The following is a 21,253-nucleotide window of genomic DNA, read 5'->3' as shown; positions in this document are numbered from 1 at the left end:
GCCCGGCCTGCCTTCGGGACGCTGAGCCTGCCCAAGTCACTGCCGGACAATGGCGAGGACTGACAGCGCAGCGTGACGCACTCACCGAGCACACCCACCAACTCGGTCGCGAGTTGATGAAATCGCGTCGTCGCGTTGAGCGGCTCAGGTGCGACCTCGCCGCGACGCAAGACGCACTGGAGCGAACTCGCCGACCGCCTGGCGTGATTCTGCCGGATCCGATTCGGCAAAAACTGGTGCGCCTGTTAATCGAACTGCACGACGACGAAAAGCATCCCGACGCGCATGAACTTCTGAGTTGGGCGACGCTGGCCTAGATAGCCTGCTCTAACCTGGAAAACAGCCCGAAATTGCCTGTTTTCAGCCTGCAAAATGGCACCTGTTTAGCAACAGGAGCATTCAACATGGCAATCCGCGATGAAAGCGGGAAATTTGCACCAGGCTCGTCGGGAAATCCGCACGGCGCGCCCAAAGGCCCGCGCACCACCAAGGCCACCGAAATCCGCAAGATGATCGAGAAGGAAGGTCCGGCGCTGGTCCGAGTCGTCATGAAGGCGGCAAAAGCCGGCGATCTGCAATCGGCTATTGCGCTGCTGGATCGGATCGTGCCGAGACTTCGCGCCGAAGCGGCGCCCGTCAACGTCGATCTATCCGGCGCGTCAACCGAGATCGCGAGTCGTTTGCTCGCCGCCGTGTCCGAGTCCGAGATGACGCCCGAAACCGCCGCCGACCTGCTGGCGCTGGTGAAGGACGCCCAACCGCCCGCGTCCGAGCCTGCCGCGCTCCCGGATACGAAAATGCTTGATGAGATTTACGAAAAAGCCATGCAGAACGCCGAAGCCGAGCGAGCCAAAGTCGCCAACCGTCGCGCCCTGCTGGTGGGGGACTCACCATGTCTGAATTAAGCCGCCAACGCCTTCTGGCCGAAGTGATTCGGAAACCTGTCGGTGGATTGTCAGAACATGACGTGACGCAGCGCGCCATCATCAAATCTGTCGAGATCGGACAAATCAATCATGACGCAACCCAAGCGGCAATCGCCGAACTGTTGAAGCAACAACGCGAGCTTCACGCCCTGCTGATCGCCCAACAAACCCGCCGAAACGAGACGAAAAAATATGAACGCTGAAACACTCAAGACCGCCGCCGCCGCTCACGACGAGTTGAACGATCCGCGTGCAAAACAGATCGCGCGGGCGATCCGCCGCTTGGACGACATCGGCGCCAAACTGGCGCGGGCACCAATGACCGCCCGCGTGTCGATGGCGATCCGCTCGCACGGGCTTGATGCGGCGCTCGCGTCCGTCACAGATCGCGCGTCCGCTGCCGAAACCGAGATTACAGACATCGGCGCGGAACTTGAACGCTTTGCGGTTGCCGAGAACGCACTGCGGGCGGCGCTGGCCGAGCCGCGAATGACGCTTGAGCGCGAGCGTAACGGGCTGGACTTCGAGCGGGATCGCCTTGGCCGTGAATTGACGGCGGCGCGCGATCAGCATGATCGAGCGGTTTTGACGCTGACAAATGCGGGAATGGATTTCAACGCGGCCACGAACGCGGCCACGCCGAGTCTGGACGAACTCGCGGCGCTGTCCGATCAACTCGAAACGCTGGCGCTTCGCATCGAAGAGGTTGAAACGGCGCTGTCGAGTGCATCCGGGATTGTCGCGCGGATGCGTTTCGAGCCGGAGCCGGAGAGCGAGCCGGAAGCGCTGGCCGCTTGATCGGGATCACCACGAACAGACCCGCCGCTTGGCGGGTTTTTCGTGTGGTTGTCAGTCTTGTTTGGCACCCGAGATAACTCGATCCAAGCATCTGATCTCACTGCCTACGGTGTTAGGGGCGTCGAATTGTTGTCTCTTAGGCCTTCTTGCTGGTTTAAAATCTTGTTAGAGTTCACGCCTTCTTAAACCTAGCTTCTAAGGTAACATCATGATAGCCGACCGCATTCGTCAAGCACGGCTGGCGGCAGGTTTGACGCTAGGTGCTTTGGGAGCAAAGGTAGGGGTCTCGCATACTGCCATTCAGAAGTACGAGAAGGGACTTGTAACTCCATCATCTTCTCAGTTGCTCAACCTAGCCCGTGTCTGCGGTATCCGGACCGAGTATTTCTTTCGCACTCATAAAGTAGCGCTACTGCAACCCGAGTTCCGCAAACTGGCCTCGTTCAGCAAGACTGCGCAAGACGCGCTGAAGATCAAGATCTTAGAATTGGTGGAAAAGCGAGTGGAACTACTAGGCGCATTTCCAGAGTCGCCGTTGTTGGCCTTTGAGCCACCGCCTGGGCTGCCTAAGCGCATCGAGTCTCTTGAGGAAATCGAGGATTTCTCCGAGCGGGTTCGCAATGCCTGGCGGCTCGGCATGAATCCAATTGGGGACCTTACCGACACTCTCGAAGGCATTGGTCTGCTAGTCATCGCAGTCGATGAGAACAACCCAAAATTTTCGGGCCTGAAGGCGGTGGCTCGCACGGAAGACGGCCGCGAGTATCCGCTTGTAGCGGTGTCGACCCGATGGCCTGGAGACCGGCAACGTTTCACCTTGGCCCACGAAGTGGGACATTTGCTCTTGCTTGGCAGGCTGGCGGACGGCGTCGACGAGGAGAAGGCGTGCGACCGCTTCGCCGGAGCATTCCTGGCCCCGCGCGTAGCAGTGTGTCAATTACTCGGTCATCAGCGCCACGCCTTGGAATGGCAAGAGCTTTATGTGCTCAAGCATGAATTTGGCCTGTCGATGGCGGGCTGGTTGCACCGCGCCAAGCAGTGCGGCGTGATCACCGACTCGACTTACCTGATAATGTACAAGCGATTTTCGGTAAAGGGCTGGCGCAAAAGCGAACCGGGCAAGCCACTTCCGCAGGAGCATCCTCGACTCTTTGATCAATTAGTGTACCGCGCCGTTGCAGAGCAGTACATCTCCGAGAGCAAGGCAGCAGAATTGCTTGGTATCCCGATGATGCGTTTTCACAAGGAGCGTCAGCTGGAGTCATTGGATGCGGTTGCTTATCAGTGACGCCAATATTCTGATTGACATGGAGTCCGGTGATCTCATGGAGACGCTTTTTCGGCTTCCCATGCAGTTCGGCATTCCTGATCTGTTGTATTTTGAAGAAATCGAACCGGGAAGTCCTGGCCTCGAATATCTTGGCCTGCAAGTTATGGAAGTCATGGGCGAATTCGTGAAGTACGCCGAGCAATTGCCCGCTCTCTACAACGTTACATTCTCGGCCAATAACGGACCGAAACCCAGTCACAACGACTACTTGGCCTTGGCACTGGCCAAACAGGAATCCTGTACATTGCTCACGGGCGATCGGAACCTCCGTGTCGTTGCAGCGTCTGAACAGGTCGAGGTTATGGGCACTATCGGTCTGCTCTGCGCTATGGTGGAAGAGCAACTACTCACCACAGACGAGGCCCTACTGGCGTTGCAGAAGATGAAGGAGGGCAAAAGGCGTTTGCCCTGGGATTACGCGGAAAAAGAACTCAAGGCGCTGCGCTGATTGCGCCGCCTGACAGACCCGCTCATGTGGCGGGTTTTTTGTGGGTGACACGAACGCGCGTTGATTCGGATTTCTAAAATTTGGCTACATAGTGGCTACATGAACGGCCAGCAACGAAAAAAGGCTTAGAGGCGAAACCTCTAAGCCTTTGTTTTATATGGTAGCGGGGGCAGGATTTGAACCTACGACCTTCGGGTTATGAGCCCGACGAGCTGCCTGACTGCTCCACCCCGCAACTGAGCTGCTAATAATATATATGGCTTCGACCTCTTGCAAGCCCTAATTTAGCATTTTACTGGAAGATACCGTCTTATTCAGGATTACTAATTGATTTTAAAAAGTTTTTAGATATTCAAGCAACGCCGCGCGTTTTACGGCAGAAAGCTCGTCAGCAAAGACGTGCCCTTGGTTTCCGTACCCTGCCAGGCGGGTGTCGTAGATCCGGTTGCGCTCGTCCCAACTCATGGCGCCGGCCTTGCCCTGCTTCAGGGTCCGATAGGCCCAGCCGAGTTGACGCTGATCGTAGACGGGTCTGGCGTCGCCTTCACGGTCGAACGCCCAGTAGGTCGGGCGCGATCGGCTGTCGAGCAGGGCCGCGAGGGTGGGGATAGCGCCATTGTGCAGATAGGGCGCGGTTGCCCAAACGCCGTCGAGCGGCGGGGCAATGTAGCCGAGGGCTGGAGCGGTCTGGGATCCTTGGCCGTAAAAGGAGTTCTGGAACCATTTTAGGAAACGATCCGACTCGCCGAATCCCTGGCGCGCCAACGCTGGATCTGTCTTGATCTTGCCGAGCGCGATGACGCGATTGGGATAACGCCCATCCTCTCCGTGGAGACCGTGGCACGCCTTGCACTTGTCCTGGAAAATCCCCCTGCCCTGCTTCGCGAGACCCTGATCGATGGGAAATGGATACTTGGGAGGTTTCAGGGTCGCCAGATAGGCGCGGACATCGACGAACCAGCCATCGATAACAGCCGCCTCCTCCACCGAATCGGTACAGAGGATCGCGGCCAGCATCATCTGACGCGCATGGTCGCCGCGCCCTTCGGCATTGTAAAAAAGCGCGTGCTTCTTGCCGAGGTTCCACCAGGGCGGAACGCTGACCGGCAGCGGTCTCTCGGGCGGCGGTTCGATCAGAGGTTCATCTGACCAGGCGAGCGTCTTGGGATCGCGGTGAGCCATGAGGGCCAGAATTGGATTGCGCGCGGCGTTCACGCCGACCGTCTCGGTCATCATGTCGTCGGCAATGACCGTGACGCGAGCCGCCCAGCGGCGCCATTCGGCGGCCTCCATGCCATCGGTCATGAAGCCGCCGAGATCTTCGACCGCGCGCAGAGGATCGACCGTCCTATCGAGAAATTCGTTGCCGAGTCCCATGACGAGTTCGCCATTTAAGGTCGCGGCATGGCAGCCAAGACAATTGGACGTGACCAGTTCGACACCCGATTGGGCGACATGGGCCGTCAGCATGTACGGCAGTTCCGCATTCCGGCCAGTGCGGCCCGGAAACTGCAGACCGGGGATCGGCGCGCCGGCGCGTTTCCGATAGACCCGATAGGGCAATCCGCAGGTAACGACCGAGCGGTTAATCAAAGCCTCGTAGCCCTTGTCAGGGTCGCCCGGCCGCTGGGGCGACGCGGGAACGCGACCGACCTCGGCCTTGAAGATCCCATCATGCTCGCGAGGGCCGCGGTCGCAGCCGGTCATGGATACTGACAACGCCAGCATGCCGAGCACACCAAGCCAGGTCGAGAAACGTCGGATCCCTGGACGCGGCCCCATGATCGGATTCTTCCCCTCGCCTGTCGGGGCGGCGACCGACCTGAATCCAACGGCGGACCGAATCAACGCCATCCTGATCGCGGCAATCCCGCCGATGTCGGCTCAGCGACGCGCACGCGCATATTCAGCCCGCGCCTGGGGCAGCAAGCGTTCGATTTGTGCAAGACGGGTGTCGTCCAATGGATGCGTGCTCAAGAACTCGGTTGTCCGCTCGCCGTGGCGGCGGCTATACGCCTGGAAACGTCGCCAGAATGCGACGGCTTCCGTCGGATCATAGCCGGCGCGAGCCATATAAAGCAGTCCGATCCGGTCGGCCTCCAGTTCCTGGGTGCGGGAATAGGGCAACATGACACCAACCTGAGTGCCCAGGCCATAGGCTTGCATGGCCAGCTCGCGACCGACCGCTGACTGCCCGCCAAGCGCGGCGGACAGGGCAGCCCCGCCGATCTCGACCAGAAGTCCCTGGGACATCCGCTCGGCACCGTGACGTGCGGTGGCATGGGCGATCTCGTGAGCGATGACGGTCGCGAGCCCGGCATCGTTGCGGGTCAGCGGCAAGATGCCGGTATGAACGCCAATCTTGCCGCCCGGCAAGGCAAAGGCATTTGGCTCGTCCGATTCGAACAGCACGAACTCCCACTGGGCGTGAGGCAGCTTGACGACCGCGGCGACCCGTTGACCCACCTCCTGTAAACGCTTCCATTCGGCGCGGTCTCGCGCGCGAGGCCGCTCCCGCTTCAACTCCTCGAACGCCTGGAAGCCGAGACGCGCCTCCTCGGCGCTATCGATCAGCACGAGTTGGCGACGCCCGGTCTCGGGCGCGGTCACACAACCCGCCAGACCCAACACGCCCAGCAGGAGCGTCGCTGCAATGGTGTCGCGTGCTCGAAAACGCATCCCGTTTGACCTCATGAACACGACCATGCGGGCCTTGCCGATCTCCAGTCGCTACCTCTGCATCATCGTCATCGCTTGGCCAACGATCCGAAGATCAGATCCTTGACGCAAGCGGCCCTGGAGACGACGCCAATCGTAGTAAACTCACACCGCAAGAAATCAGGTATTCCTGTCACGCACCTGGGATGCCTGCAACTGTCGAAGAGACCCAGAGCGATGCTCCATATCAAACTCGAATCCATCTGCTACATCATCGCAAAGATCCGCGAATTTCAAGCCAAGGAGGAGGTTGTGCTACCGGATACGCCAGCCAGTCCTTCCGAGGATTGGGCGCTCCAGGTACTCGCCGATCACAGCGAGGACTATAGCCTGCGCGAAACGATCGGCGCCATCGGCGAGATGAGCCAGCGCCAGCGTGCCGAACTGGTCGCGCTCCTGTGGCTCGGACGCGGTGACTATAGCCTGGAGGAATGGGAAACGGCGGTGGACGACGCGATCGGCGAATACTCGTTGAGCGCGGCCCCGTATCTGATCGGACATCCGACGGCCCCGGACGATCTTGAGGAAGGTCTGATCGCCCATGGCTATTCCTGCCAGGATTGATCGCGGCCCGATGCCTTGGGTGATTCGCGCCGCCTGAAACCGTTCGTGGTGAGGCACTCGAACCACGAACGGTTTCAGGCTCCGAGCCAGAGGATTTCCCGTTCGTTCCATGCGACAGGCATGTCATCGCTTCGACTCCCTTCGACTTCGCTCAACACGAGGAGCGAAGTCGAAGTGGGCAGGACGAACGGGAAATCGGTGATAAATTTTTCCAGAAACCGCCTTGATATCAAGCCGCGACCGACCGCATCATCGGTACGCTCGCAACCCCAGCACATCCTGCATATCGAACAGACCGCGCTCGCGTCCGGCGATCCAGCCGGCGGCGCGCATGGCCCCGCGGGCGAAGTTCATGCGGCTCGACGCCTTGTGCGCGATCTCGATCCGCTCGCCATCGGCGACGAACCAGACGCTGTGCTCGCCGACGATATCCCCGGCGCGGATCGTCTCGAAGCCGATCGTCCGGCGTTCGCGTGGACCGGCGTGTCCTTCCCGGCCATACACCGCGACCTCCTTGAGATCGCGTCCGAGTGCCTCGGCGATCACCTCGCCCATGCGCAGCGCGGTGCCAGATGGCGCATCGACCTTGTGCCGATGATGCGCCTCGATGATCTCGATATCGACCTCGTCGCCGAGCACCCGCGCGGCGATGTCCAGCAGCCTGAAGCAGAGGTTGACGCCGACGCTCATGTTCGGCGCAAAGACGATACCGATCGTTTCGCCCGCGCCGGCAATGGCCGCGCGCTGCGTCGCATCGAGTCCGGTGGTGCCGATGACCATGCGCCGACCCGCAACGCGACAGAGTTCGAGATGGGCGATGGTCACCGCTGGCGCGGTGAAATCGATCAGTACGTCGAAGTCATCGAACACCTCCGACAGTTCCGCCGCCACCGCTACGCCCAGAGGCCCGACACCCGCAAGTTCTCCGGCATCGGCGCCGAGCAGCGAGCTGCCGGCGCGCTCGGTCGCCGCGCCAAGGACGAGCCCCTCGGTCTCGGTGACGGCCTGCACCAGAGTACGTCCCATGCGACCGCCGGCACCGGCGATGGCGATCCTGGTTTCACTCATGTCATTAATTCCTCAAAATTGAGTGCACAGAACGATCAGAGCCGCATCAGTGAGCGCACAACCCCAGCCCGGTCTTCCAGCACCCATAAAAAATGCTTTTCAATCATGATTTTTTGCCGCGCAAAAAATCATAGTCCCATCTTCTCGAAGAAGTTTTTGACCCCATCCAGCCAGGAATGCGACTGCGGATTGTGGTGCGATCCACCCTCTTTCACGCTGGCCTCGAATTCCTGTAGCAGCTCCTTCTGACGCTCGGTCAGATTGACCGGAGTCTCGACCGTGACCCGACAGATGAGATCCCCGACCGGTCCGCCGCGCACCGGCTTCACGCCTTTGTTGCGGACCCGAAACATCTTGCCGGTCTGGGTGCCGCCCGGAATCTTCAGCATGACCTTGCCGTCGAGGGTCGGTACCTCAAGCTCGCCGCCCAGGGCGGCGGTGACGAAACCGATCGGCACCTGACAATAGAGATTGCTTTCCTCGCGGGTAAAGATGGGGTGATCCAAGACCTGGATCTGCACATAGAGATCGCCGGGCGGACCGCCCTGCTCGCCGCGCTCGCCCTCGCCGGCGAGCCGGATGCGGTCGCCGTTATCGACACCCGCAGGCACCTTGACCGACAGGGTCTTTTCTTCCTGTAGCCGTCCGCGCCCCCGACAGTGACTGCAGGGCTCGGCGATGACGCTACCCGCACCACGGCACTCGGGACAGGTCTGCTGAATCGAGAAAAACCCCTGCTGCATGCGGACCTGGCCAACCCCGCCGCAGGTCGTACAGGTCTTGGGCTGCGTGCCTGGCTTGGCCCCGGTCCCGCCGCAGAACTGACAGTCCACCAGGGTTGGGAGACGGATCTTGACTTCCTTGCCGTTCACCGCGTCTTCGAGCGGGAGCGACAGGTCGTAGCGCAGATCGACGCCTCGCTGCGTCCGGCGTCCGCCACCCGCGCGCCCGCCGAAGATGTCCCCGAAGACGTCGCCGAAGATATCCGAGAAAGAGCCTGCCCCGGAGAAATCCCCAGGACCGCCGAAACCGCCCGCGCCCGCGTCAACGCCGGCATGACCGAACTGATCGTAGGCCGAGCGTTTTTTCGGATCGCTCAGAACATCGTGGGCCAGCTTGGCCTCTTTGAACTTCGCCTCGGCATCCGCGTCGCCGGTGTTGCGGTCGGGATGATATTTCATCGCCAACCGCCGAAAGGCCTTTTTGAGATCGGCCTCGCTCGCGTTGCGTGGAACGCCCAACACTTCGTAATAGTCGCGCTTTGCCATGTCTTTACGTCCAACCGCCAGTGGCTGGTCGATTACCAGCCCCTTCAAAACAGAAAGCGCACGGGCGACCCGTGCGCCAGTACGCTTTCATCCTCATGACCGGCGGCCGTGGGCCAGCCATTCGCCTCATTTTTTGTCGTCTTTGACCTCTTCGAACTCCGCGTCGACCACGTCGTCCTGGGAGCCGCCCTGCCGCGTCTGGCTCTCCTCGGCGCCCGCACCGGCGGTCTCGCCGCCTTGCGCGTAGAGCCGTTCCGCCATCTTACCGGAGACCTCGCCCAGACTCTTGGTCAATGACTCGATGCGCTCCTTGTTCTCGCCCTTCATGGCCTCTTCCAGTTCCTTGATGGCCGACTCGATGGACGACTTCTCGCCGCTCTCGATCTTGTCCCCGAGCTGATCCATCGACTTGCGCGTGGCGTGAATCATGGAATCGGCCTGATTGCGCACGGCAACCAACTCGTGGAATTGACGGTCTTCCTCGGCATGGGCCTCGGCGTCCTTGACCATCTTGGCAATCTCGGCCTCGGACAGCCCGGAGGACGCCTTGATGATGATCGATTGCTCCTTGCCGGTCGCCTTATCCTTGGCCGAAACGTTCAGGATGCCGTTGGCATCGATGTCGAACTTGACCTCGACCTGTGGCACCCCGCGCGGCGCGGGCGGGATGTCGCTGAGATCGAACCGGCCCAGGGACTTGTTGGCGACGGCGCGCTCGCGCTCGCCCTGAAGGACGTGCACGGTAACGGCGGTCTGATTGTCGTCGGCGGTCGAGAACACCTGCTGCGCGGAGGTTGGAATCGTCGTGTTCTTCTCGATCAGCTTAGTCATGACACCGCCAAGCGTCTCGATGCCAAGCGACAGCGGGGTGACGTCGAGCAACAGCACGTCCTTGACCTCGCCACCGAGCACGCCGCCCTGGATCGCGGCGCCGATGGCGACCGCCTCGTCCGGATTGACGTCCTTGCGCGGGGTCTTGCCGAAGAAGCCCTCGACCTTGGCCTGGACCTTGGGCATGCGAGTCTGACCGCCGACCAGGATGACCTCGTCGATCTGTCCGGCGGTGAGTCCGGCATCCTTGAGCGCGATGCGACAGGGCTCGATGGTGCGGTCGACCAGTTCGTCGACCAGCGATTCCAGCTTGGCGCGTGTCAGCTTGACGTTGAGATGCTTGGGGCCAGTCTGATCGGCGGTGATGTAGGGCAGATTGATGTCGGTCTGCTGGCTCGTCGACAGCTCGATCTTGGCCTTTTCGGCGGATTCCTTGAGACGTTGCAGGGCCAGCGGATCGTTGCGCAGATCGAAGCCCTGGGACTTTTTGAAATCCTCGACCAGGAAGTCGATGATCCGCATGTCGAAGTCCTCGCCGCCGAGGAAGGTGTCGCCGTTGGTCGAGAGTACCTCGAACTGATGCTCGCCCTCGATCTCGGCGATCTCGATGATGGACACGTCGAAAGTGCCGCCACCCAGGTCATAGACGGCGATCTTCTGGTCGCCGCGCTTCTTGTCCATGCCGTAAGCCAACGCCGCCGCCGTCGGTTCGTTGATGATGCGCTTGACTTCAAGCCCGGCGATGCGCCCGGCGTCCTTGGTGGCCTGACGCTGCGAGTCGTTGAAATAGGCCGGCACCGTGATGACTGCCTCGGTGACCGCGTGACCGAGATAGTCCTCGGCGGTCTTCTTCATCTTCTGCAAGACCTTGGCCGAAATCTCGGGCGGGGCCATCTTGCGCCCGTTCACCTCGACCCAGGCGTCGCCGTTGTCGGCCTTGACGATCTTGTAGGGGACCATGTCCTTGTCCTTGGCGACCACCTGATCCTCGTAACGGCGACCGATCAGACGCTTGATCGCAAAGAGCGTGTTGGCGGGATTGGTCACCGACTGCCGCTTGGCGGACTGACCGACCAGCACCTCGCCATCGCCCGTGTAGGCGATGATCGAGGGCGTGGTGCGATCGCCCTCGACGTTCTCGATGACCTTCACATTGTCGCCTTCCATCACAGCGACGCAGGAGTTGGTCGTGCCGAGATCGATACCGATAATTTTTCCCATGAGCGTATTCTCCGATAATGTCTTGGTGGCGCGATGGCGCCAGATTGTTCAGTGAGTTGGGGAAAACCCCACGCCATTCAAGCCGGCGATCACGCGACTTGTTGAGACACCAGAACCAGTGCCGGGCGCACCAGCCGGCCATTCAGGGTATAGCCCTTCTGAATGACGGCCACCACGGTATTCGGCGGCAGGTCGGCGCGCGGCTGCGTGGAAATGGCCTGATGGAATTCCGGATCGAAGGGTTGCTCCAGCGGTTCGACCGGCGCGACCCCGAACTTGTCCATCACATCGCCGAGCAGCTTCAGCGTCAATTCGGTGCCTTCACGGAGTTTTTCGATGTTGACCGTCTCTTCCAGCGCCGCGCTATGTCCCAATTCCAGGCTGTCGCGCACCTGGAGCAGTTCGCGCACGAAGCTATCCAGGGCATATTTGTGCGCCTTTTCCAGCTCATTGGCATGACGGCGCCGGATGTTTTCCAGCTCGGCGCGCGCGCGCAGGAGTTGATCGCGGTTCTCGTCCGCGACCGAGCGCACCTCGGTGAGCGCGGCGGCCAATTCCTCCTGCGATGGCAGCGGCGGCTCGGCGGGCGGCGCGCTCTCCGGCACGGCCTCCTCGGGGGCTTCCGAAACATCCGCCGACGACGCCTTGATATACGCATCGACAGCCGCCCGGACGCCATGATTGGCCGCCTCCTCTCCAACGGGGAGCGCTGGCTCCGAGGCCGCCGGTTCCGGCGGCTCTGGGTCGATACGATGTGGATCCGTGTTCATGTTGACCTCCAAAGGCTGCGGACGAGCATGCTCCCGGTCGCTCTCGACGCCGGGTCGCCTGCTCGCATGATTTCGATTGTTTGCGCGCCCCGGCACCAACGCCGGGCGCCTCACTGGCGCAGTGCCGCCGCCAGCAACCGCGCGGTGACATCGACGATCGGCACCACGCGCTGATAATCCATCCGGGTCGGACCGATGACGCCGAGCACGCCGACCACCCGATCATCGACCCGATAGCTCGTCGTCACGAGACTGCAATCGTCCAGCAGCGCGTACCCGGACTCCTCGCCGATAAAAATCTGCACACCCTCCGCGGCGATACAGCGGTCGAGGATGTGCAGGATTTCGCGTTTCTGATTGAAGATCTCGAACAACTGCCTGATCCGGTCCATGCTCGCCAGCTCGCCAAACTCCATCAGATTCGTCTGTCCGGCGATGAAACAGTCGTCCCGGCTTTCGGCGGCCTCCACGACTTCCTGCGCCAGCGCCGCCGCGCGGATCATCTGCCGGTCCATGCTGGCATGCGCGTGCTTCAACTCGTCCAGCAGGCGCTTGCGGACCTCGCCGATGTCCTGGCCGGTGAACATCTGATTGAGATAATTCGAGGCCTGTTCCAACTGGGACGGCGTGAAAGACCGTTCCGTACCCATGATCCGGTTGTGCACCTCCCCTTCGCTCGTGACCAGGATGGCCAGCACCCGCTTCTCGGACAGGGGCAGGAGTTCGATCTGACGAAAGACATTGCGCTCATGGCGCGGCAGCATCACCACGCCAGCCAGATGCGTGATGCCCGAGAGGAGCGTCGAGGCCGTCTCGATCAACGACTTGGCATCCGTGCGGACATCGAAGCGCGTGCGCAGCGAGGCGATATCGTCCTCCGAGGGCGCGCGCCAGGTCAGGAGCGAATTCACGAACAGCCGATACCCGGCCACCGTCGGCACCCGGCCCGCAGAGGTATGGGGCGACACCACCAGACCCAGATCCTCCAGGTCCGACATGACATTGCGGACGGTCGCCGGGCTCAGATCCAGACCCGTGTCTTTCGCGAGGGTCCGCGAGCCAACCGGCTGACCTTCTCGAATATACCGCTCGACCAGCGCTTTCAGAAAATGAAGCGCGCGCTCGCTGACCGGGTTGTCGGTCTGTCGCGTTTCGGATGTCAATGTCGATTTGCCAGCGATCACAATGGTTTGAATCGTCAACCGGAAATGGGCTTTCTGAACCGATATTTTAGCACTCACCATCGGAGAGTGCTAACACCTCAATTTAGGGATCGAGACCGGGCCTGTCAAGACTCCCGCATGCGCACACACGTTCGCCGATTCAGTCTTGGCGCGATTGCCGCCCCATGCTAACGTTGCGCGGTCTTAACCGCCGGCCACCATGCCACTCAGATCCCATGCCGCATTTTACGACCGTCGGCATCGTTGCCAAGCAAGGCGATCCCGAGCGGGTGCGGGGCACGCTCGCGCGTCTGAGCGATCATTTGCGTTCGCGCGAGGTAGCGTGTTTGCTCGATGCCGAGAGCGCCTACCTGCTCGACGCGCCCATCGGCACCGCCCTCCCCCTCGCCGAACTCGTCGCTTGCTGCGATCTAATCGTGGTGGTGGGCGGCGATGGCACCCTGTTGCATACCGCGCGCGCGACTGCGGCGCGTGGCGTGCCCTTGATGGGCATCAATCTGGGCCGATTGGGCTTTCTGGTCGATGTCTCCCCCTGCGACATCGATGCGGTTCTCGACCGGATCCTGGCCGGCGAGTACGAAGCGGATCACCGCTCCATGCTGCAGGCGTCGGTGGTCACCGAACAAACCGCGGGGCCGGTTTACACGGCGCTCAACGATGTCGCGATCCACAAATGGAACACGGCGCGCATGATCGAATTCGAGACCTATATCGATGGCGTCTTCGTCAATGCACAACGCTCGGACGGCCTGATCGTCTCCACCCCGACCGGCTCCACCGCCTATGCCCTGTCCGGCGGCGGTCCGCTGGTCGATCCGGCACTGGATGCCATCCTGCTGGTGCCCATCTGTCCGCACGACCTGAGCAACCGACCGCTGGTGGTGCCCGGCGACCGCCGCATCGAGGTGCGGGTGCGCGGGCACGATCAGGGACACGTCCAGGTCACCTGCGACGGACAGACCGCGCTTGCGCTTCCGACCGACGCCTGGGTGCGGATTAGCGGTCACCCGGACCGGGTCCGGCTGATCCATCCCAAGGGGCACGATCACTACCAGATCATGCGCGCCAAGCTCCACTGGGGCGGCCATCACGCCACGCGGGCGCAATCATGCTGACCCATCTCCAGGTCCGGGATCTGGCCATCGTCAGCCAACTCGAACTCGACTGCCCGCGCGGCATGACGGCGCTCACCGGCGAGACCGGCGCCGGCAAGTCGATCCTGATCGACGCGCTCAGTCTGGCCCTGGGCGACAAGGCCGAAGTCGGCATGATCCGCGCCGGCAGCGAGCGCGCCGAGATCGTCGCCGAATTCGACCTCGCCACCTGCCCCGGTGCCCGCGACTGGCTCGCCGAACAGGAACTGGACGACGAGGGCGGCTGCATCCTGCGCCGGCTGATCGTGCGCGAGGGGCGTTCGCGCGCCTATATCAACGGCCGCCCGGCCAGCGGCGCGCAGTTACGCGATCTCGGCAATCTGCTGGTGGACATCCATGGTCAGCACGCCCATCAGTCCCTGCTGCGCGCCAACGCCCAGCGCGATCTGCTCGATGCCTATGGCGGCCATCGGCCCCTGGCGGATGCGGTGGCGAAGGCCTTTCGGGATTTCCGCACGCTCGATCAGAAACTCGCCGCGCTGGAAACGGCCTTTCAGGAACGTTCCGCGCGGCTCGATCTGCTGCGTTTCCAGGTCCAGGATCTGGAGTCGCTCGGCCTGACCGCCGCCGACATCGAGTCGCTGGACCAGGAACAACGGCGTCTGAGCCATCTTGGCCGATTGCAGGAGACCGCCGCGCGTGTCCTGCAGACCCTGGCGGAGTCCGAACCCTCGATCGAGGATCATCTACGCGCCGCGACCGCCGAGCTCGCGGAACTCGCGGTCATCGATCCGGGGCTAACCGAGAGCCGGGAACTGCTGGAAACGGCGGCCATTCATGCCGGCGAGGCCGCCGCCAGTCTGCGCCATTATCTCGACGGACTGGATCTGGATCCGGCCGCGCTGGAGACCGTCGAAACCCGTCTCGCCCAGGTTCACGATCTGGCGCGCAAGTATCGGGTCTTTCCCTCGCAGTTGCCGGAGACGCTGATCGAGCGGCGCGCTGAACTGAACGATCTGGAACAGGCCGATGTCACGCTGGCCGGTCTGCGCGAATCGCATGAGACCGCCTGGCAGGATTTCCTGACCCTGGCCCAGCGCCTGGGCGATGCCCGCGCCACGACCGCGGACCGTCTCGCCGAGACCGTCAGCGCGTCCATGCAGCAGCTTGGCATGGCTGGCGGACGCTTCGCGGTCCAGATCGACCCGCTCCCGCGCGAGCGGGTCGGCAGCGGCGGCTTGGAGCGGATCGACTTTCTCGTCAGCGCCAATCCGGGGCAACCCTTACAGCCTTTGGCGAAGGTCGCCTCGGGCGGCGAGCTCTCGCGGATCAGCCTTGGCATTCAGGTCGCGACCGCCGAATGCGGCAGCGTGCCCACCTTGGTGTTCGATGAGGTCGATGTCGGCATCGGCGGCGGCGTGGCGGAGATCGTCGGCCGGCTGCTCCATCAGCTCGGCGACTCCCGTCAGGTTCTCTGCGTTACCCACCTGCCCCAGGTCGCCGCCCAGGCGCACGCGCAACTTCGGGTCCGCAAGGAGACCCTCGACGGCCAGACGCATACCCGCATCGAGCCCCTGGACGCAACGGACCGCGTCGAGGAGATCGCCCGCATGCTGGGCGGGACCGAGATCACCGCGCGCACCCGCGACCATGCCAGCGAGATGCTGAATTGGGGACGCTGATCCGATACCAGCGGTTTTTAGAACGTGTCCATCAACTGTTTCCCGACTTGAGCGGCAATATCCGGCAGCCATCGGGACGTCGAAAATTGACAGTTGCTGAATGACGATCTCACGCGGAGGCGCGGAGCGCGCGGAGAAAGAAACAATCTCTCGGCGTGAACCGTGATACATCTTCCGACTCTCCGCGCGCTCCGCGTCTCCGCGTGAAACTTAGAACGTGTCCTTCAACTGTTTCCCAACTTGAGCGGCACTATCCGGCCGCAATCGGGAAGGAGAAAATGGACAGTTTCATCTCTACGGCCATTTTCCGCTGTCAGGAGCGCATGGAATGATCAAGAAGATCGGGGTCGAACAACTCCAGCTCGGCATGTATATCCAGGATCTCAATTGCGACTGGATGGATCATGGATTCATGCGGAATCGCTTTCTGCTCAAGGCGGACAAAAGCCTGGAGCGGATTCGCCAGTTGGGCATTCGCGAGATTTACATCGATACGGACAAGGGGCTCGATGTCTCGCTCGCCCCGACCGCCAGCGAGGTCGAGGAGGCGCTGGAGCAGGATCTGGTCCAGGTGGCCGAGACCGGCGCGGGCGAGGAGCATGCGGTCCCGCTGGCCGATGAGCGCAATCAGGCCAAACGCATCCACAACGAAGCGATCGGGCTGGTCAGCAGCCTGATGGAGGATGCGCGCCTGGGACAACAGATCGCCCTGGAGCAGGTAAACCCGCTGGTGACCGAAATGGTCGGCTCGATCTTTCGCAATCAGGATGCCCTGCTGGCACTCACCCGCATCCGCCGCGTGGGTCGTTATACCTTCGAGCACTCGGTCAATGTCGCCGTCCTCATGGTCTCCTTCGCCCGCACCCTGGAGATCGAGCGTTCGCTAATCCATGACATCGGACTGGGCGCGCTCCTGCATGACGTCGGCAAGATTCTGGTTCCCCCCGCGATCCTCAACAAACCGGGACAACTGACCGACGAGGAATTCATCGTCATGCGCGGCCATGTGGTCCACACCCGCGAGATCCTGGCCAAGGTTCCGGGCATCCCGTCGATCGCCCTGGCGGTGGCTGCCGAGCATCACGAACGCATCGACGGCAGCGGTTATCCGGATCGCAAGTCCGGCGCCGACATCTCACTTTACGGGCAAATGGCCGCGATCGCCGATGTCTACGACGCCATCACCACCGAGCGCGTTTATCACAAGGCACTGGAACCCCATCAGGCGCTACGCAAACTGCTGGAATGGAGCCATCATCATTTCGACGCGCATCTGGTGCAGCAATTCATCCGCTGCGTCGGCATCTATCCGGTCGGAACCCTGGTACGACTGCGCAGCGGACTGCTTGGCGTGGTGGTGGAAACCGGCCGGAAAGGGCTGTTTCATCCGGTCGTGCGGGTCTTCATGGACGCTAGGCGACGCACCTATCTGGCCGTGCGGGACGTGGATCTCTCGCGCTTGGCCAAGGGATCCGAGGAGCGGATCGAGAGCGCCGAATCGCCGGCGCAGTGGCGCGTCGATCCGGTCAAGGTGCTGCAGTATCCAGGTTGATCAACCTGAGAAGAGCAGTCGGACCGCATCCACCCGTTCCGAACCGACAAGCGATAGAGTGTTTGCACGGACTAGGCAAAAGAGGAATTACCAACAATACTGAAAAGCTAGGCCACGCCCCCAGGCGACAAACACTGGTTTCGAGCAACCCCAACCTCGCGGCCCCCCAGGATGATCGGCGGGTCACGATCCAGATCGTCAACAGTGCATTATTATAAGAGCGTACACCGCGTTCGCGCCGAGGCTTGCCGGTTCGGCAAGGCCGCGCCGACGCCCCCTGGATTGCCGCGTTCCACACGAGGAGGGACTCCATGCCGATGATGACATCATTTATTCCAAGTGAGGACAGACTCGATCTGTTATTCCACGGCGATCTCGATCTGACGATCTCGGAAGACGCTTGCCGGGTCTTTGCCGACATCCCGGTCGGCCTGCGAACCTGCATCATGGATCTGACCCGTCTCGATCGGGTTTTCGACTCCGGACTTGCACTGCTGTGGATGCTGAACGAGCGTCTGCGGCGCATTGGCGCGACCGTGGTGATCCTGAGCGATCACCCGGAACTTCAGCACCGACTGCCGCGCGTGATGACGAATGCCTTTAATATCGTCCCGAAAGATTCCCCGAACGCGCGCGAGCGATTGATGTCGCAAGCACCAAGACCCGTCTGACGATCCGTCAGTGACGATTCGGATCGCACACGGGGGCGGGCGGAACGCCCGCCCCCGGCGTTTCAGTTAGACGGTATCAGGGTTCGACAGCGTCCCTACGCCGCCTCCGCGCACTCGACCGTCGCCTGTCGATTCAAGGCCGACAGAACCGCCCGCATCGAAGCCGCCACGGTATCCTGATCGATGGACGCGCCGGCCACCCGCTGGCCATCCAGATCGAGTAGCACATAAGCCGCCGCCTCGGCATCCGTGCGCGCGCCGATGGCATGCTCCCGATAGTCCAGCACGCCGATCCGCCGGCCGCTCCAGCGTGTCCAGGCGTCGACAAAGGCCGCGATGGCGCCCTCCCCTTCCCCGCGCAAGCGTTGCTCGCCGTCGCTTCCGCCGATCCGGACCTCGATGACATCATGACCGTTGCGGTCGATCCGATAGCCCAACAAACGCCAGGGCACCTGATCGGTGATGAAATGGTCGCGGAACATCGTCTGGATGTCGGCCGCCGCCATCTCGCCGCCACGCGCCTCGCTTGCGCGCTGAACTAGGCGCGCCAACTCAAGCTGAAGCCAGCGGGGCAGCGTCAGACCATAATCGCGCTCCAGGACGAACGCCACCCCGCCCTTGCCTGACTGGCTGTTGACGCGGATCACGGCCTGATAGTCGCGCCCCAGATCCTTGGGATCGATGGGCAGATAGGCCACCTGCCAGGGCTGGTCGGCGCGCTGAACGGACAGACATTTGCGGATGGCGTCCTGATGACTGCCCGAAAAGGCGGTGTAGACCAGTTCGCCCACCCAGGGATGGCGGGGATGCAGCGCCAGCCCCGTGCACTCCGCACAGACCCGGACAATCTCGTCCGGATCGCCAAGATTCAGACAGGGATCGATGCCCTGGCTGTAGAGATTCATGGCCAGCGTCAAGAGATCGGCGTTGCCGGTCCGCTCGCCATTGCCCAGCAGAGTGCCCTCGACGCGGTCCGCACCCGCCAGCAGCGCCAGTTCCGCCGCCGCGACCGCGCCGCCACGGTCATTGTGCGTATGTACCGACAGGATGACGCACTCGCGCCGGCGCAGATGGGTGGCGAAAAACTCCACCTGATCGGCGAACACATTCGGGCTCGACACCTCCACGGTCGCCGGCAGATTGAGAATGCAAGGCCGCTCCGGGGTCGGCTGCCAGACCTCCAGCACCGCCTCGCAGACCTCCACGGCATAGTCTGGCTCGGTCGCGGTGAAGCTCTCCGGCGAATATTGGAAGGTCCAGCGCGTCTCCGGGTAGCGCAGCGACTCGCGTCGCACCCAATCCGCCCCCTGGCACGCGAGCGCTTTCACCCCCTCGCGATCCTGCTCGAACACACGTTCGCGCTGGACCGGCGAGGTGGAGTTGTAAACATGGACGATGGCCCGCCGCGCGCCGCGCAGAGACTCGAAGGTGCGTCGGATCAGATCCTCGCGCGCCTGCACCAGCACCTGAACGGTCACGTCCTCCGGAATCCGGTCTTCCTCGATCAAGCCGCGCACGAAATCGAAATCCGGCTGACTCGCGGCCGGAAATCCGACCTCGATCTCCTTGAAACCGAGTTTGATCAACAAATCCCAAAGACGGCGCTTCTGGTCCACGTTCATCGGCTCGCGCAGCGCCTGATTGCCGTCGCGCAGGTCTACGCTGGCCCAGATGGGCGCCTGCTGGACGGTTCGATTCGGCCACTGCCGGTTCGGTAGGCGCATCGCCGGGCCGGGGCGGTAGCGACGGTGGTCAAAACTGTTCATCCTCTTCTCCCCCATCTTGCGGATAGATCTTCAATGGGCACAGGATAGGGAAAACGCCGGGGCAGAGGATTGCGAAAATGGCCGGATCCAGGATCTAATGCGCAAGAATCCGCCAATTTTGAACGCGGGGGAGCATGAAACTCGACCGTTACGATCAGCGCATCCTCGCCGAACTACAATCGGACGGACGCATCAGCAACCAGGATCTCGCCGAGCGCATCGGCCTGTCGCCCTCACCCTGCCTGCGCCGGGTGCGCGCCCTGGAGGACGCCGGCATCATCCTTGGCTATCGCGCCTGGCTCGACGCCCGCAAGCTCGGGCTGGATCTCCTGGTCATCCTGAGCATCTCCATGGATCGCCACACCCCGGAGCGCTTCGAGCGTTTCGAGGCCGCCGTCGAGGCCATTCCCGAGGTGCTGGAATGCCTGCTGATCACCGGTCGCGACGCCGACTATCAACTCAAGGTCGTCGCGCGCGACATGGATGCCTATCAGGATTTACTGCTCAACAGGATCACGCGCATCGAGGGCGTCGCGGGCGTGCATTCCAGTTTCGTGCTGCGGCGGGTACTGGAACGGACCAGTCTGCCGTTAAGTTCAATGAGCGCGACAAGGCCCTAGCGAACCAAACCGCGAGACGATGACCGGCGGATCGATGGCATAAAAGATGCGTTTACTCACGTAAATCCATCATTCGCCAACCGAAGATCAGGAGCGATGCGATGTCCATCGAACAATTTCAAACGCAAACCCAGATCCTGAATCCGCAAGAACGGGTGCGTGCCAAACGACTGCGCGGCGCCCTCACCCAGTTGTCGCTACGCGCCGAAAACGTCCTCTACGCCCACACCCGCGGCATCAGCCATCGCAACCGCGCAGGCGGATTCCGCCCCGGCTATCTGCATCGCGTCAGCGGCCTGACCGTGCTTTCGCGGTTCGGCGACGGCAGCCTCGCGCCCATTCATGTTCTGGACGGTCTACCCCAATCCTGGGTCATCCGCCGGGACGCCGATGGCCGGGTGATCGAGGCCAGCCCCGAGATCGTCTCCGGTTTCATTCGCGACGGCGTCTTCTATACCCGCGAGGAAGCCATGAAGGCCGCGGCTCATTGAACGGTCGAGTTCCCTCCATTCGTCCCGTCTGAAGCCGTTCGTGGTTCGAGTACCTCACCACGGACGGCTTTAAAACGTGTCCATCAACTGTTTCGCGACTTGAGCGGCACTGTCCGGTAGCCATCGGGAAGTAGAAAATGGACAGTTTCTTAGTTTCTTAGTTTCTTAGCCCAGCATCGGCGGCCTGCCTGCACGCGACGCGTGGATCCGACAGCCAGCGTAAATATTTTTCGGCCTTGGATATAAACCGC

At 62.0% G+C, this 21,253-nt stretch carries 21 protein-coding genes and 1 tRNA gene; 13 read left to right on the top strand and 9 right to left on the bottom strand.

All coding sequences use genetic code 11. From position 1 onward, the window contains the following. The first annotated feature begins 116 nt into the window (after window positions 1–116). The 6 genes from THIVI_RS25010 to THIVI_RS22255 all read left to right on the top strand — a co-directional run bounded on the left by THIVI_RS25010 (window position 117) and on the right by THIVI_RS22255 (window position 3,502). Window positions 117–317 carry a hypothetical protein gene (locus tag THIVI_RS25010; protein WP_157174547.1) on the top strand — a complete coding sequence of 67 codons (201 nt, stop codon included), beginning with the start codon at window positions 117–119 and terminating at the stop codon, window positions 315–317. A gap of 33 nt (window positions 318–350) precedes the next feature. Beyond that, window positions 351–905, top strand: coding sequence for a DUF5681 domain-containing protein (locus THIVI_RS22270; protein WP_157174546.1), 555 nt, complete (start codon window positions 351–353; stop codon window positions 903–905). Then, a complete protein-coding gene (locus THIVI_RS25005; RefSeq protein ID WP_014780766.1) occupies window positions 893–1,129 on the top strand; it encodes a hypothetical protein in 237 nt (78 codons plus the stop codon). The genes THIVI_RS22270 and THIVI_RS25005 overlap by 13 nt, the downstream gene beginning before the upstream one ends. Then, window positions 1,119–1,724: a hypothetical protein gene (locus THIVI_RS22265; RefSeq protein WP_014780765.1), complete on the top strand. Its 606-nt coding sequence runs from the start codon at window positions 1,119–1,121 to the stop codon at window positions 1,722–1,724. The genes THIVI_RS25005 and THIVI_RS22265 overlap by 11 nt, the downstream gene beginning before the upstream one ends. Before the next feature lie 208 nt (window positions 1,725–1,932). Then, window positions 1,933–3,012 (top strand): helix-turn-helix domain-containing protein, encoded by a 1,080-nt coding sequence (locus THIVI_RS22260; protein ID WP_014780764.1) that lies wholly within the window; start codon window positions 1,933–1,935, stop codon window positions 3,010–3,012. Beyond that, complete coding sequence (locus tag THIVI_RS22255) at window positions 2,993–3,502, top strand: PIN domain-containing protein (protein ID WP_014780763.1); 510 nt, start codon at window positions 2,993–2,995, stop codon at window positions 3,500–3,502. The genes THIVI_RS22260 and THIVI_RS22255 overlap by 20 nt, the downstream gene beginning before the upstream one ends. A gap of 158 nt (window positions 3,503–3,660) precedes the next feature. Here the strand turns inward: THIVI_RS22255 and THIVI_RS22250 are convergent. The 3 genes from THIVI_RS22250 to THIVI_RS22240 all read right to left on the bottom strand — a co-directional run bounded on the left by THIVI_RS22250 (window position 3,661) and on the right by THIVI_RS22240 (window position 6,181). Continuing rightward, window positions 3,661–3,737 (bottom strand) — tRNA-Met (locus tag THIVI_RS22250). A gap of 98 nt (window positions 3,738–3,835) precedes the next feature. Further along, entirely contained in the window at window positions 3,836–5,284 is a 1,449-nt protein-coding gene (locus tag THIVI_RS22245; RefSeq protein WP_014780762.1) for a c-type cytochrome, read from the bottom strand. Window positions 5,285–5,386: 102 nt separating this feature from the next. Further along, window positions 5,387–6,181: a M48 family metallopeptidase gene (locus THIVI_RS22240; RefSeq protein WP_014780761.1), complete on the bottom strand. Its 795-nt coding sequence runs from the start codon at window positions 6,179–6,181 to the stop codon at window positions 5,387–5,389. A 216-nt stretch (window positions 6,182–6,397) separates the two neighbouring features. Between THIVI_RS22240 and THIVI_RS22235 the strand changes: the two genes are divergently transcribed. Continuing rightward, window positions 6,398–6,784, top strand: a complete 387-nt coding sequence (locus THIVI_RS22235) for a DUF3775 domain-containing protein (protein ID WP_014780760.1) — start codon at window positions 6,398–6,400, stop codon at window positions 6,782–6,784. 249 nt (window positions 6,785–7,033) lie between these two features. Here the strand turns inward: THIVI_RS22235 and dapB are convergent, their stop codons facing one another. The 5 genes from dapB to hrcA all read right to left on the bottom strand — a co-directional run bounded on the left by dapB (window position 7,034) and on the right by hrcA (window position 13,105). Beyond that, a complete protein-coding gene (dapB, locus tag THIVI_RS22230) occupies window positions 7,034–7,852 on the bottom strand; it encodes a 4-hydroxy-tetrahydrodipicolinate reductase (protein WP_014780759.1) in 819 nt (272 codons plus the stop codon). 128 nt (window positions 7,853–7,980) lie between these two features. After that, entirely contained in the window at window positions 7,981–9,120 is a 1,140-nt protein-coding gene (gene dnaJ, locus THIVI_RS22225; RefSeq protein WP_014780758.1) for a molecular chaperone DnaJ, read from the bottom strand. A 126-nt stretch (window positions 9,121–9,246) separates the two neighbouring features. Next, window positions 9,247–11,172 carry a molecular chaperone DnaK gene (gene dnaK / locus THIVI_RS22220; RefSeq protein ID WP_014780757.1) on the bottom strand — a complete coding sequence of 642 codons (1,926 nt, stop codon included), beginning with the start codon at window positions 11,170–11,172 and terminating at the stop codon, window positions 9,247–9,249. An 89-nt stretch (window positions 11,173–11,261) separates the two neighbouring features. Continuing rightward, window positions 11,262–11,942, bottom strand: coding sequence for a nucleotide exchange factor GrpE (grpE, locus tag THIVI_RS22215; protein ID WP_014780756.1), 681 nt, complete (start codon window positions 11,940–11,942; stop codon window positions 11,262–11,264). A 110-nt stretch (window positions 11,943–12,052) separates the two neighbouring features. Then, window positions 12,053–13,105 carry a heat-inducible transcriptional repressor HrcA gene (hrcA, locus tag THIVI_RS22210; protein WP_041447866.1) on the bottom strand — a complete coding sequence of 351 codons (1,053 nt, stop codon included), beginning with the start codon at window positions 13,103–13,105 and terminating at the stop codon, window positions 12,053–12,055. 236 nt (window positions 13,106–13,341) lie between these two features. On the opposite strand from hrcA, the gene THIVI_RS22205 reads away from it, so the two are divergent. The 4 genes from THIVI_RS22205 (at window position 13,342) to THIVI_RS22190 (ending at window position 18,125) form a co-directional block, all read left to right on the top strand. Then, entirely contained in the window at window positions 13,342–14,241 is a 900-nt protein-coding gene (locus THIVI_RS22205) for an NAD(+) kinase (RefSeq protein WP_014780754.1), read from the top strand. Beyond that, window positions 14,235–15,902, top strand: a complete 1,668-nt coding sequence (recN, locus tag THIVI_RS22200) for a DNA repair protein RecN (protein ID WP_014780753.1) — start codon at window positions 14,235–14,237, stop codon at window positions 15,900–15,902. The genes THIVI_RS22205 and recN overlap by 7 nt, the downstream gene beginning before the upstream one ends. Window positions 15,903–16,230: 328 nt before the next feature. After that, window positions 16,231–17,454, top strand: a complete 1,224-nt coding sequence (locus tag THIVI_RS22195) for an HD-GYP domain-containing protein (RefSeq protein WP_014780752.1) — start codon at window positions 16,231–16,233, stop codon at window positions 17,452–17,454. A gap of 311 nt (window positions 17,455–17,765) precedes the next feature. Next, window positions 17,766–18,125 (top strand): STAS domain-containing protein, encoded by a 360-nt coding sequence (locus THIVI_RS22190; protein WP_014780751.1) that lies wholly within the window; start codon window positions 17,766–17,768, stop codon window positions 18,123–18,125. 95 nt (window positions 18,126–18,220) lie between these two features. Here THIVI_RS22190 and leuA read toward each other — a convergent pair whose 3' ends face one another. Next, entirely contained in the window at window positions 18,221–19,891 is a 1,671-nt protein-coding gene (leuA, locus tag THIVI_RS22185) for a 2-isopropylmalate synthase (protein WP_014780750.1), read from the bottom strand. 134 nt (window positions 19,892–20,025) lie between these two features. On the opposite strand from leuA, the gene THIVI_RS22180 reads away from it, so the two are divergent. Together THIVI_RS22180 and THIVI_RS22175 are read left to right on the top strand one after the other, a co-directional pair. Next, the gene (locus THIVI_RS22180; RefSeq protein ID WP_014780749.1) at window positions 20,026–20,511 is read left to right on the top strand and encodes an Lrp/AsnC family transcriptional regulator; all 486 of its coding nucleotides are present in this window, start codon (window positions 20,026–20,028) and stop codon (window positions 20,509–20,511) included. Window positions 20,512–20,612: 101 nt separating this feature from the next. Next, a complete protein-coding gene (locus THIVI_RS22175) occupies window positions 20,613–21,002 on the top strand; it encodes a hypothetical protein (protein ID WP_014780748.1) in 390 nt (129 codons plus the stop codon). Window positions 21,003–21,253 lie beyond the last annotated feature (251 nt).

It is taken from the genome of Thiocystis violascens DSM 198, assembly GCF_000227745.2.
GTDB classification, from domain to species: Bacteria; Pseudomonadota; Gammaproteobacteria; order Chromatiales; family Chromatiaceae; genus Chromatium; species Chromatium violascens.
Note: the sequence above shows the minus strand (reverse complement) of the source record. Positions and strands in the feature narration are given on the sequence as shown.

Excerpts from the sequence above, each read along its gene's own strand:
- THIVI_RS25010 (WP_157174547.1), top strand. The coding sequence starts at position 117 with ATGAAATCGCGTCGTCGCGTTGAGCGGCTCAGGTGCGACCTCGCCGCG.
- THIVI_RS25005 (WP_014780766.1), top strand. The coding sequence starts at position 893 with ATGTCTGAATTAAGCCGCCAACGCCTTCTGGCCGAAGTGATTCGGAAA.
- THIVI_RS22265 (WP_014780765.1), top strand. The coding sequence starts at position 1,119 with ATGAACGCTGAAACACTCAAGACCGCCGCCGCCGCTCACGACGAGTTG.
- THIVI_RS22260 (WP_014780764.1), top strand. The coding sequence starts at position 1,933 with ATGATAGCCGACCGCATTCGTCAAGCACGGCTGGCGGCAGGTTTGACG.
- THIVI_RS22255 (WP_014780763.1), top strand. The coding sequence starts at position 2,993 with ATGCGGTTGCTTATCAGTGACGCCAATATTCTGATTGACATGGAGTCC.
- THIVI_RS22245 (WP_014780762.1), bottom strand. The coding sequence starts at position 5,284 with ATGGGGCCGCGTCCAGGGATCCGACGTTTCTCGACCTGGCTTGGTGTG.
- THIVI_RS22240 (WP_014780761.1), bottom strand. The coding sequence starts at position 6,181 with ATGCGTTTTCGAGCACGCGACACCATTGCAGCGACGCTCCTGCTGGGC.
- THIVI_RS22235 (WP_014780760.1), top strand. The coding sequence starts at position 6,398 with ATGCTCCATATCAAACTCGAATCCATCTGCTACATCATCGCAAAGATC.
- dapB (WP_014780759.1), bottom strand. The coding sequence starts at position 7,852 with ATGAGTGAAACCAGGATCGCCATCGCCGGTGCCGGCGGTCGCATGGGA.
- dnaJ (WP_014780758.1), bottom strand. The coding sequence starts at position 9,120 with ATGGCAAAGCGCGACTATTACGAAGTGTTGGGCGTTCCACGCAACGCG.
- dnaK (WP_014780757.1), bottom strand. The coding sequence starts at position 11,172 with ATGGGAAAAATTATCGGTATCGATCTCGGCACGACCAACTCCTGCGTC.
- grpE (WP_014780756.1), bottom strand. The coding sequence starts at position 11,942 with ATGAACACGGATCCACATCGTATCGACCCAGAGCCGCCGGAACCGGCG.
- THIVI_RS22205 (WP_014780754.1), top strand. The coding sequence starts at position 13,342 with ATGCCGCATTTTACGACCGTCGGCATCGTTGCCAAGCAAGGCGATCCC.
- recN (WP_014780753.1), top strand. The coding sequence starts at position 14,235 with ATGCTGACCCATCTCCAGGTCCGGGATCTGGCCATCGTCAGCCAACTC.
- THIVI_RS22195 (WP_014780752.1), top strand. The coding sequence starts at position 16,231 with ATGATCAAGAAGATCGGGGTCGAACAACTCCAGCTCGGCATGTATATC.
- THIVI_RS22190 (WP_014780751.1), top strand. The coding sequence starts at position 17,766 with ATGCCGATGATGACATCATTTATTCCAAGTGAGGACAGACTCGATCTG.
- leuA (WP_014780750.1), bottom strand. The coding sequence starts at position 19,891 with ATGAACAGTTTTGACCACCGTCGCTACCGCCCCGGCCCGGCGATGCGC.
- THIVI_RS22180 (WP_014780749.1), top strand. The coding sequence starts at position 20,026 with ATGAAACTCGACCGTTACGATCAGCGCATCCTCGCCGAACTACAATCG.
- THIVI_RS22175 (WP_014780748.1), top strand. The coding sequence starts at position 20,613 with ATGTCCATCGAACAATTTCAAACGCAAACCCAGATCCTGAATCCGCAA.